This is a genomic window from Ruegeria sp. SATB045 (assembly GCF_059613525.1).
In genome coordinates, this window is the sequence record NZ_JBXWSR010000032.1 from 23,630 (window position 1) to 34,089 (window position 10,460).

A 10,460-nucleotide genomic window follows, 5' to 3' on the forward strand; every position below is an offset into this window, starting at 1 on the left:
TCAGCGTTGACCTTTAAACCATGGGGTAAGCAATGCTCGTGGATAATCGGCCGAGCGCGCGGCAATCACAAGGGCGATGATCGACAGGACATAGGGTACCATCAGGAAGACCTGACCGGGGACCAACGCACCAACCTCGGTTTGCAAGCGTACCTGTAGCGCGTCGAACGCACCGAATAGCAGCGCGCCCAGCAGCGCCTTGCCCGGCCTCCAGCTGGCGAAAATGACCAGCGCAATACAGACCCAGCCGCGTCCATTGACCATACCGAAAAAGAAAGCGTCAAAGGCGCTCATGGTCAGGAAGGCTCCGCCCAGAGCCATCAGGGCCGAACCCACGACGATGGCACCGATCCGCAGGCCGTAAACCGACAGACCCTGCGCATCGACGCTGTCGGGGTTGTCGCCCACGGCCTTGATCGCCACGCCCAGCGCGGTGCGGTTCAGCACGTACCAGACCACCACAACCAGCAGCAGCGCAAGCCATGTCAGCGCCGTCTGTTGGAACAAAACAGACCCTAAAAAAGGTAAATCTGACAGCACAGGCAGATCCAGCGGCTGAAACGGCTCGATCCTTGGCGGCGATGAAACGTTCGGCAGCGCCGTGCGATAGGTGTAATAGCTGGCCGAGGTCGCAAATAATGTAATCCCCAGCCCCGAGACGTGTTGCGACAGTCCCAAAGGCACCGTCAGGATCGCGTGAAGCAAGCCGAAGAACCCTCCGGCCAGAGCGGCAACCAAAACACCACCCCACAAGCCAGCACCCAACCAGACGGCCATCCAGCCGCACATGGCGCCGACGACAAAGATGCCCTCGATTCCAAGGTTCAAAACGCCCGCCCGTTCGCAGATCAGCGCGCCCAGCACGCCAAAGATCAGCGGTGTAGCAATACGCAGGGATGCAGCCCAAAAGCTTTCAGAGAGCAGGATGTTAAGGATATCCATCATGACGCAGCCCTCGTGGTGCTGGCCCGGACGATGCGATACCGCGCCACAAACCCGCCGACCAGAACGCAGAGCAACGACATTGAGACGACCAGATCCGCCAGGAACGACGAGACCCCCATGGCCCGGCTCATACTGTCGGCGCCCACGAAGACTGAGGCGATAAACAGCGCAGCAATCACGACCCCCACCGGCGACAGCCCCGCCAGCATGGCGACGACAATGCCCGTGTAGCCAAAGCCCGGCGACAGATCAGCGGTCAGGTATCCTTTCAGACCTGCGACTTCACTGACACCCGCAAGCCCGGCCAGACCACCCGACAGAATGGCCACGCCGAACAGCGATCGGTTCACGTTGATCCCTGCGTGACGCGCGGCGGCGGCGTTCTCTCCGACTGCGCGCAGCCGGAAGCCCCATACAGATCGCGCCAACATGAATTGTGCCAATCCGGCCAGTATTAGAGCCAAAATAAGCCCCGAATGAACGCGCATCCGGTCCAACAACGGAGGCAGCATTCCCTGATCCAAAACCGGAGCAGATTGCGGCCAACCCAACCCCATCGGATCTTTCAATGGCCCTTCCAGCATCATCTGAACGAAGATCAGGATAATGAAGTTCAGCAACAGCGTCGTGACCACCTCATCCGCACCAAAGCGGGTTTTCAAATAAGTGGGAGCGACCATCCCCGCCGCCCCCGCCGCCGCGCCCATAAGAACGATCAGCGGTAACAGAAGGATGCCAGAGATATCCAGCACCCCAGATCCAATAGCCACGGCGGCCATAGCGCCCAGATAAAGCTGTCCCTCGGCCCCGATGTTCCACAGCTTTGCGCGAAAGGCCAACGCGGCGGCGAGGCCGGTAAAGATCAACGGTGTCGCCCGCGTCAGCACCTCAGAGAAGGCAAAGACCGACCCAAAGACGCCACGAAACATCTCGGCATATGCAGTGATCGGATTTGCACCCGCAGCCAACAGTGGAATGGCAGCAAAGCCCAGCGCGATCACGGCGGACAGGATGGGCACACCCAGAGTGAAAGCCCGCGACTGGGTTTGGCGCGGTTCGATGCGGATCATGCCGGTTCTCCTGCCATCATCAGTCCGATCTGCTCGCGGTCGCGACCGGGGGCTTCATGCAATTCGCCGTCACGGATCACAACGATGCGGTCCGCTAGGCTTAGCAATTCATCAAGGTCCTCGGAAATCAGGACCACACCAGCGCCACGCGCCCGTGCGTTCAGCAGACGTTTGCCGACCTCAGCCGCCGCGCCCATGTCCAGACCACGTGTCGGTTGGTTTGCCAGAATAAGGCGAGGGGAGCGGTCGAACACACGCGCCAGAATAAGCTTTTGGATATTGCCCCCCGACAACAACCGCGCTGGCGCATCAACACCCGGTCCGCGCACGTCATAGGCTTTGGACAGCCTCTCTGCGTTGTCTTGGATATCTTCCCGCAGCAACAAACCGTAGGACTGAACCTCGGGGTCGTTTAACCGCTCTATCACCATGTTTTCGGCCACGCTCATGGCCCCTACGATCCCCTCGTGATGCCGATCTTCAGGAATCCGGCCAACGCCTGCACCCACCATTTTAGCAGGGGTCGGAGAGGTGATTTCGACGCCATCCACCCGAATTAGACCCTGTTCTGGCCTTGTCAGACCCGCAATGACGTTGGCCAGACCGCTTTGCCCGTTGCCCGATACACCGGCAATCCCCAGAATTTCATGCGCACGCACAGTCATGTTCACCCCGGTCAATGTGTCCCGTTTGGACCGCCCTGGAACCGAAACGTCGGACATGGTCAGCACGGGATCACCCGGTGTCAGTTCGGACCCGGCCAGCTCGGGCGTGTCGGCACCAACCATCATGCGTGCGATCGATTTCTCGTCGGCATCCGCAGTCAACATCTCGCCGACCTTCTTCCCGTGGCGCAACACAGCGATACGATCAGAGAAAGACAAAACCTCGCGCAGTTTGTGACTGATGAAAATGACTGACAGCCCCTCGTCCGTCATCTGTCGAATGTTCTGGAACAGCGTGTCGGCCTCTTGCGGGGTCAGAACGGCAGTCGGTTCGTCCAGAACCAGAATGCGCGCGTCGCGGTAGAGGGCTTTGAGAATCTCGACACGCTGACGCTCACCCACTGACAAACGCCCGACCGGTGTGTCCAGGGGCGCGGTCAGGCCGCTTTGCGCCATGATCGCCTCGATCTTGCGGCGGGCTTCGCGCCGGTTGCGGCGCAAGGCAAACAAGGGCTCGGACCCAAGTGTAATGTTGTCCAAAGCCGAAATATTCTCGGCCAGCGTGAAATGCTGATGCACCATCCCTACGCCCGAAGCCAGTGCCACCTGCGGATGGCCCAGCGGCAAGGGGTGCAGATGCCCGGCCTCATCCGCCACGTCAATAGAGCCTGAATCGGGCAAATAATGCCCAAACAGCATATTCATCAGCGTGGTCTTGCCCGCGCCATTTTCGCCCAGCAATGCCAGAACCTCACCCTTGTTCAGGCTCAGGTCGACGTTGTCATTGGCGATAACCGGGCCGAAATGCTTGCTCAACCCGTTGAGTTTCAGAACTGTGGATTTGGTCATTTGGAAAATGGGCCGGTTTCAAAGACCGGCCCGAAAGGGATCACTGGTCCGAGACCGGGCGATCGTCATTCACATTCACGCGGAACAGGCCATCAAGGATTTCCGCCTGACGGGCATTGACCGCTTCGACAACATCAGCAGGCACCAGCTCCTCGTCCAGAACCATCGAGCCACCGCCATAGCCCATAAAGCTGTACTGGCCGTAATCCGACGCCTCGAACGTGCCGCTGGAAACGTTGGCGATGGCTTTGTCGATTGTCGGCTCCATATGCCACAAGGCCGATGCCATGATCGTACCCGGATAGTCGCCCGACGTGTCGATGACGTTGCCGACGGCCTTGACGCCGCGCTCAACCGCTGCATCCGATACACCAAAGCGTTCGGCATACATGATGTCCGCACCCGCATCCATCATGGCGATCGCGCTTTCCTTGGCTTTAGGCGGGTCGTACCAGCTGTCGATAAAGGTCACGAGGAATTTGACATCCGGGTTCACCTCGCGTGCGCCGTCCATGAAGGCGTTCATCAGGCGGTTCACCTCGGGGATGGCGTAACCGCCGACCATACCGATCACGTTCGATTCAGTCGCGGCACCGGCAACCATGCCTGTCAGATAGGAAGGTTCGTGAATCCAGTTGTCAAAGACCGAGAAATTCGGCCCCACAGGACCGAAGGACGATCCCATCAGGAATGCCGTGTCAGGATAATCCTTGGCCACTTTGCGCGCCGCACGTTCCAGACCAAACACCTCGCCCACGATCAGTTGCGAACCCTGTTCAGCATATTCGCGCATCACCCGCTCGTAATCCGTGTTGGCCACGTTCTCCGAGAATACGTATTCGATATCGCCGCGCTCGGCGGCAGCGTTCAGCGCTTTGTGGATGCGGCTGATCCATTGTTGTTCCACCGGCAGAGTGTAGATTGCGGCCACCTTGACCGTCTCAGCCGCCGCCAGACCGGCAGAGTACAAAGTGGACGCCGCTGCAACGGCAGCAAGCAATAACCTTCGCGATAATTTATGATCAGCCATGACACTCTCCTGTTTTTTGGGATGCGAGCATTTTTTTACTGTTCAGTCAAATTGTTCATCTGGCGTAGCGGGTGGTTGCACGGTTTTTTGACTCTGGCGACCATTTTTTAATCATCGCCTGCAAACTCTTTTCGGCTTTTAGAAACAAAAGCTTAGTACCTTCCAAACGGCAATAGGGCAGTCTTGGGCACATGAGCTTCACCTTTTGGATAAGGGGTGAGTCAAAAATGTGCGAACTCAATCAAAATTGAGAATTCTACATCGCAAACATGCCCCTTAGCTTGTCAAAGGAAAGGCCATTCTCTAGGACCAAAGACAACCTAGGTTTGATTGAGTGAAACCAACATGCAGATTACTCCCGTTCTTTTGTGCGGAGGCTCTGGAACCCGCTTGTGGCCGCTTTCCCGCAAAAGCTATCCAAAGCAATTCGTGTCCCTGATCGGGGACAACACCCTGTTTCAAAGCTCGGCGCTGCGATTGTCCGCTGACAACGATCAGCTGCAATGCACCGCACCAATGGTTCTGACCAACTCGGACTTTCGCTTTATCGTGACCGAGCAATTGCAGGCCGTTGGCATTGACCCCGGTGCCATCCTGATCGAGCCCGAGGGCCGCAACACTGCCCCAGCCGTTCTGGCTGCCGCCCTTCATGCGCATGCTGAAAACAAAGACGCAGTGCTGTTGGTTGCACCGTCCGACCACGTCGTTCCTGATGTCGCAGCATTTCACGCTGCTGTGGCACAGGGTCTGGATGCGGTGGCGCAGGGGCAACTGGTGACATTTGGCATAACGCCGACACATGCGGAAACGGCTTATGGATACCTGGAACTGGCTGAACAACCCGGCACAGACGGCGCCACTGTTCCTTTGAAGCAATTCGTGGAAAAGCCCGATGCCGAGCGGGCGGCTCAGATGTTGGCGGCTGGAAATTTCAAATGGAACGCCGGTATCTTTCTGTTCCGCGCGACCGATATCATTGCAGCTTTCGAAAAACATGCGCCAACGCTGCTGGAGCCTGTGCAAAAAGCGCTGGACGTCGCTAAACCTGACCTGGGCTTTCTGCGTCTTGCAGCTGAACCATGGTCGAAGGCCGAGGATATCTCGATCGACTATGCAGTCATGGAAAAGGCGGACAACCTAGCCGTGGTTCCGTTTGATGCAGCCTGGTCGGATCTGGGCGGCTGGGACGCGGTATGGCGCGAAAGCGGGCCAGATGCCGACGGAGTCGTGACCACCGGAGATGCCACCGCCATCGACTGTCATGACACTCTGCTACGGTCGGACAGCGACAGGCTTGAGGTCGTGGGTATCGGGTTGAACAATATTATGGCCGTCGCGATGAATGATGCGGTGCTGGTGGCAGACAAGTCCCGCGCGCAGGATGTCAAGAAAGCCGTTTCCGCGCTCAAGACCAAGGGGTCGGCGCAAGCCACCCAATTCCCCAAGGACCATCGGCCTTGGGGGTGGTTTGAGAGCCTGGTTGTGGGTGACCGCTTTCAGGTCAAGCGGATACTTGTCCATCCCGGCGCGTCATTGTCGCTGCAAAGCCATGTCCACCGGTCTGAGCATTGGATCGTGGTCGAAGGCACCGCAAAAGTGACAATCGACGACGACGTAAAACTGGTGACCGAAAACCAGAGCGTTTACGTACCTCTCGGCTCGGTCCACCGGATGGAGAATCCGGGCAAAGTGCCCATGGTACTGATCGAAGTTCAGACCGGCGCCTATGTCGGCGAAGATGACATCATTCGATACGAAGACGTTTATGCGCGGGACTGATCGCATCAACTTGACGGCAGCGCAGTATTGAAGCGCTGTCAGCTTCACAGGTTTTTTGAATGACAGATTTTAAAGCGCATCCGACCGAGCATTCCGAGAGGAATTCGGCCGATTTGGCGGGGCTTCGGGTGGCAATTGTTCACTATTGGCTTTTGGGCATGCGTGGAGGCGAAAAAGTTGTCGAACTGCCTCTGCCGAACGGCAGAGGTACAGTCGTCGGTGGCATCCGGGCTTTGAATTAGTTGTTAAAACAATCCCGGATGATCTGGTTACCGTCCGTATCTATGGCGCCCGTATCGAACTTAATTTGCGGTGCCAAACGCGGGCGAGTGAAGGCTATCGAATCAAAGGTTTGGGCTGAGATAATCAAATCGCCAAACCAAGGGGTATAGTCCAGAAACGCCTCGGTCATGAGTAACGTGTCACCCTCAGCAAAAAGCGGGATCCGGTCCGCGTAGAAGATCATCTGCGCATTTGTAAGATCCGTCAGCCCGTCGGTCGACTCGGACCAACAGAATTCCAGAACACGCTGCGTCTGATCCGCGCAATCTGCCGTACACTCGACCGTCGACATCCTGAGTTCGGTTGGATAACTGTTGTTTGTCAGAAACCTGTAAATGCTGTCCATACCGTCGAAATAGCTTGAATCGATGAAATTGTCTTCCCGGCTGACCATGTCAGATACAGTATAGGCTGCCTTGGACTGCAGATACGTAACCCGTATCGCATCCTGCACAACGATACCTCCGGCCGTCAAAAAGATCAGAAACGGTAACACCATTCCCATCTCGACAAGCGCGGCACCGCTTGTATCTGCTTTAAGGCGGGCAACAGCGCCAGACACGGCGCGGGTGTAACTGTTCAACTGGTTAAACATGTCAGAAAGGCTCGTTCACAAAGGCTGATTTGGACACAAGGGCGAAATTCCCGAACTCGTCATACCGCGGCAGCGATCGCAGCGCGTTGATCGGGGGAAACAATGAGCCCTGAATCAGGCAGGCCCGCGCCACCATCAACTGGTTCTCGATTCCAGTACTGAAATCAATTGGCGGCATATAACCGTCTTCCGGTGTCGTATCGAGGCAATTGGTTTGACCCAGATCCAAGTTCCACACCGATCTTTCTACCTCGCGCACCTGCAGCAACAGGTTGTTCGAACAATTCCAAAGGATGAAACGCGCCAAGGGTTTGGCACACATAGCATCTTTGACCTTTTCGTGATCCGGATCGGGAATCAATCCGAGGCGTAGCTCGCGAAAAGTCTGGTCCGTCACACGATCCAGCGAGATCTGGCGCATCTTCAGAAAGCTGAACTCAAGCGTCATATAGCAGATCAACAAAAGCAGCGGTAAGCAGAACGCATATTCGACCAGCACTGCGCCAGCTTCGTTCTTTCGCCAATTTCGAAGTCTGGTCATAAAGCCGCCGTTCGCATTGGATTCTGGTTGTTGCGATACGACCATATTTTTGTCGTTACGAATGGTAGTCATGATCAAAATGCTCCGCCCTCGCTACTGTGTCAATCGCAAGCGGTTGATCTGCCGCGCGATCGACTCAAAGGCCGAGGCAATATCGAGGCTATTCACGTCATAGAAAAAGGCGGGGGACGAGGCACAGTCCAAAAGAGTGGCATCGCCCTGCGCATAGGTATCCATGCCGATGGTAAAGATAGTGATACCACTGTCCTTGGCCGTCTGACAGATCGCGGAGGTACGAGGGTTCTTCGTCGTGTTTAGGGTTGATGTGACGATCCGATTATAATGGTTGTTGGCCGATCGCCGGGTATCCGCTGGCGCAAGTATGTCGTTTACAAATCGGCGTACTGGCATAGCTGCCCAGACCTCTGGCCAAGTCAAACGGACGGCTCCTCCGCCTGGCGACGTGCTCCAGAAGTTACCCGGGACGTGATAGTAATCAAATGGCCCGCGACGGTTCCTGAAATAGGCATACCTGTTCGTTCCTGGCACGTTGAATACCGGCGAATTGCCACTGCGAAAGGGGGGTTTGATGTCGTAGCTCTGCGTGTTCTCACCGTCTGACATCACGATCAGATATTTTACCGTATCGGCGCTGGTGAAGTCATCAGGAACGTTTCGTGCGGCCGGAGCGGCTAAGTATTCAAATCCGGCAGTTTCTGACAAGGATGACAAAACCGGTCTCAACGACGGATCCAGCATGGCAGCGCCCCATTTCGTCGCCATTTCAATCGAAGTGAAACCGTAAGGCTGCATTGCTCGGATACGCGCCTTAAGAACTTCGGGATCCTCCGCCCATGGAACAATGTCACGTACAGCAGAGTCAGTTGGGCAAACTGCGCCAAACTGAGTGACATCGCTGCCAAGCCCTCGGGCGTCATGGTGCGCCGTTCTGGACAGGGTCGTATCTGTAGGGATGGCTGTCGTTTGGTAGTCGGAAGCGTTGCTGAAGGTCACGCAGTTCGAAGTGGAATGCTCAGAACTGACCGTGAAGTTGCTAAGCAATGCTTCACCAACGGAAACCTGGGTTGCAAATGGAACGAGTGAAATCGTTGTGTTACCTGGCTGACCCGGGCGGGGCTGGACAGCGTCTACGAATGCTTGGGCTGCTGGAATCAACAAATCCATCCGAGACGGTGTGGCAGCTGGCCCGCTGGTAGCCCCTGGCGCCCACGACATCGAACCGGAATTGTCCAGGGCGACTGCAATTTCCAGATCCTGGCGCGACTCTGTTGCAGCACCAACAACGGGTACATCCCATGACTCCCAACCCACAACTTGTGTTAGATAAGCCGGAACTTCTTCGCCCGCAGTAATTCTTACCGTCCGTTCAGTTGGCGTGTTTACTATCGAGACATTCTTCAGGTTGGCAGCAAGCCCTGCTTTTTCAAAAAAATCCTCGACCAGATCTTCAGGATCCAAAACCTGCTCAAGATCCGCCGAGGCAAGGCTGGCCGCGTCCGTCGTATTTTGCAGTTTGACCCGAACATTCTCGGTCAGTGCAAGCTCCAGCGCAAACCCAATAAAGGCAAGCATCGGGATGATCATCATGGCGACCAAAACCAGAACCGCACCCTCGGACTCGCTACGGAAACGGGTCATCAATCCACATGCGTCATCGCTGGTTTGCTGGCTTCGCTTTATCGAAAGGAAGACCGATTTTCCTTCGGTCAAATCTTCAAAATCTGTACCCATCTGAACAACTCATAACTGGTGGAACCGCGAACAATTTGAAAAAGCAGTTAATAACTTACACCAAAATGAACTTAAAATGAACTGGAAATGAACGAATTTTGTCAATTTTGGGACACATTCTTTTAATCGGATAGCTTGTACCATCTTCAAACCCGTGACTCTGCGGCATCGTCATATCCGGTGAGACGAGTACTCGCGAATGCCATCCTAGCGGTATGTGTGCCAAGTTTTCTGTTGTATTTCAGAAGTTTGAAATGCTGCTGTGCTCGCATTATTTTTCCGAACCAAACAACCTACTTGTTTGGTTTAGTCGATTAGGGGCACGGAAACTTTGTGTCACACGCTTTAAGCTACATGTCTTTCATCGCTGACTACGGTCATTTTTGAACATGAATTGGTGAACCACATACCAGTTAGTCACTTATTGTTTCCACCAAGCTTGAAATTCATTTTTTAGCACTCAGTGATTAATCGATTCTGAGCCCTCTAACTCTGAATCGTTACGGCGGGATCCCGGTTGCTGATCCTGACCGGCTGCCACATCGATAACCCGACTCGCGCGGTTAGGTCGCGTGGGTTGTTTCGAACAAGCAGAAAATACTTACGCAAACGTCATTGAGCTATGCAGTTTCACTTCGCTGACGGTGCTGACAGTACCGACGGAGACTGCGGGTTGGTTTTTCTTCAGGAGAGAGAGAATCGACGACTACGGTGGTTCGTTTTGATTCTGTTAGTGTGCCTATCTTTGCTGTGTTGCGTAGCACCGCCGTAGCACCACGCTCCAACACGTCAAATGCAGAAAACGCCTCTTTGGGCGTGTAGGCTATAGTTCTCTGGCACTAGAGATTGGTTTTGGGATTAGGGTTTGCGCCTCTGACCTTCAGGTTATGCGGCTGACGAGGTGAAGACGTTAAGCAATTGATCCGGGGGATCAATTGTAGTCTGAACGGGC

9 protein-coding genes are annotated in these 10,460 nt (G+C 55.4%); 2 read left to right on the plus strand and 7 right to left on the minus strand.

What is annotated here, in order from left to right; genetic code table 11:
• From AC2FNR_RS17860 to AC2FNR_RS17875, 4 genes are read right to left on the minus strand one after another with little or no spacing between them, the layout of a single operon-like run.
• Nucleotides 1–942 (minus strand): ABC transporter permease, encoded by a 942-nt coding sequence (locus AC2FNR_RS17860; RefSeq protein ID WP_170755424.1) that lies wholly within the window; start codon nt 940–942, stop codon nt 1–3.
• Complete coding sequence (locus AC2FNR_RS17865) at nt 942–2,012, minus strand: ABC transporter permease (RefSeq protein WP_480497998.1); 1,071 nt, start codon at nt 2,010–2,012, stop codon at nt 942–944. The genes AC2FNR_RS17860 and AC2FNR_RS17865 overlap by 1 nt, the downstream gene beginning before the upstream one ends.
• The gene (locus AC2FNR_RS17870) at nt 2,012–3,529 is read right to left on the minus strand and encodes an ABC transporter ATP-binding protein (protein ID WP_496850482.1); all 1,518 of its coding nucleotides are present in this window, start codon (nt 3,527–3,529) and stop codon (nt 2,012–2,014) included. The genes AC2FNR_RS17865 and AC2FNR_RS17870 overlap by 1 nt, the downstream gene beginning before the upstream one ends.
• A gap of 40 nt (nt 3,530–3,569) precedes the next feature.
• Nucleotides 3,570–4,559 carry a BMP family protein gene (locus AC2FNR_RS17875; RefSeq protein WP_170353890.1) on the minus strand — a complete coding sequence of 330 codons (990 nt, stop codon included), beginning with the start codon at nt 4,557–4,559 and terminating at the stop codon, nt 3,570–3,572.
• 345 nt (nt 4,560–4,904) lie between these two features.
• On the opposite strand from AC2FNR_RS17875, the gene AC2FNR_RS17880 reads away from it, so the two are divergent.
• Together AC2FNR_RS17880 and AC2FNR_RS17885 are read left to right on the plus strand one after the other, a co-directional pair.
• Nucleotides 4,905–6,338, plus strand: coding sequence for a mannose-1-phosphate guanylyltransferase/mannose-6-phosphate isomerase (locus AC2FNR_RS17880; protein ID WP_496850484.1), 1,434 nt, complete (start codon nt 4,905–4,907; stop codon nt 6,336–6,338).
• A 59-nt stretch (nt 6,339–6,397) separates the two neighbouring features.
• Entirely contained in the window at nt 6,398–6,580 is a 183-nt protein-coding gene (locus AC2FNR_RS17885) for a hypothetical protein (protein WP_496850486.1), read from the plus strand.
• Here the strand turns inward: AC2FNR_RS17885 and AC2FNR_RS17890 are convergent.
• From AC2FNR_RS17890 to AC2FNR_RS17900, 3 genes are all read right to left on the minus strand, one after another.
• Nucleotides 6,577–7,215, minus strand: a complete 639-nt coding sequence (locus AC2FNR_RS17890; protein ID WP_496850488.1) for a TadE/TadG family type IV pilus assembly protein — start codon at nt 7,213–7,215, stop codon at nt 6,577–6,579. The two genes, AC2FNR_RS17885 and AC2FNR_RS17890, sit on opposite strands and share 4 nt — an antisense overlap.
• 1 nt (nt 7,216) lies before the next feature.
• Nucleotides 7,217–7,756, minus strand: coding sequence for a TadE/TadG family type IV pilus assembly protein (locus AC2FNR_RS17895; protein WP_496850489.1), 540 nt, complete (start codon nt 7,754–7,756; stop codon nt 7,217–7,219).
• A gap of 93 nt (nt 7,757–7,849) precedes the next feature.
• Complete coding sequence (locus AC2FNR_RS17900) at nt 7,850–9,508, minus strand: TadE/TadG family type IV pilus assembly protein (protein WP_496850491.1); 1,659 nt, start codon at nt 9,506–9,508, stop codon at nt 7,850–7,852.
• Between the last annotated feature and the right edge of the window lie 952 nt (nt 9,509–10,460).

Bases quoted from the DNA above. Each gene is read 5' to 3' on its own strand.
- AC2FNR_RS17860 (WP_170755424.1), bottom strand. From the start codon at position 942: ATGGATATCCTTAACATCCTGCTCTCTGAAAGCTTTTGGGCTGCATCC.
- AC2FNR_RS17870 (WP_496850482.1), bottom strand. From the start codon at position 3,529: ATGACCAAATCCACAGTTCTGAAACTCAACGGGTTGAGCAAGCATTTC.
- AC2FNR_RS17875 (WP_170353890.1), bottom strand. From the start codon at position 4,559: ATGGCTGATCATAAATTATCGCGAAGGTTATTGCTTGCTGCCGTTGCA.
- AC2FNR_RS17880 (WP_496850484.1), top strand. From the start codon at position 4,905: ATGCAGATTACTCCCGTTCTTTTGTGCGGAGGCTCTGGAACCCGCTTG.
- AC2FNR_RS17885 (WP_496850486.1), top strand. From the start codon at position 6,398: ATGACAGATTTTAAAGCGCATCCGACCGAGCATTCCGAGAGGAATTCG.
- AC2FNR_RS17890 (WP_496850488.1), bottom strand. From the start codon at position 7,215: ATGTTTAACCAGTTGAACAGTTACACCCGCGCCGTGTCTGGCGCTGTT.
- AC2FNR_RS17895 (WP_496850489.1), bottom strand. From the start codon at position 7,756: ATGACCAGACTTCGAAATTGGCGAAAGAACGAAGCTGGCGCAGTGCTG.
- AC2FNR_RS17900 (WP_496850491.1), bottom strand. From the start codon at position 9,508: ATGGGTACAGATTTTGAAGATTTGACCGAAGGAAAATCGGTCTTCCTT.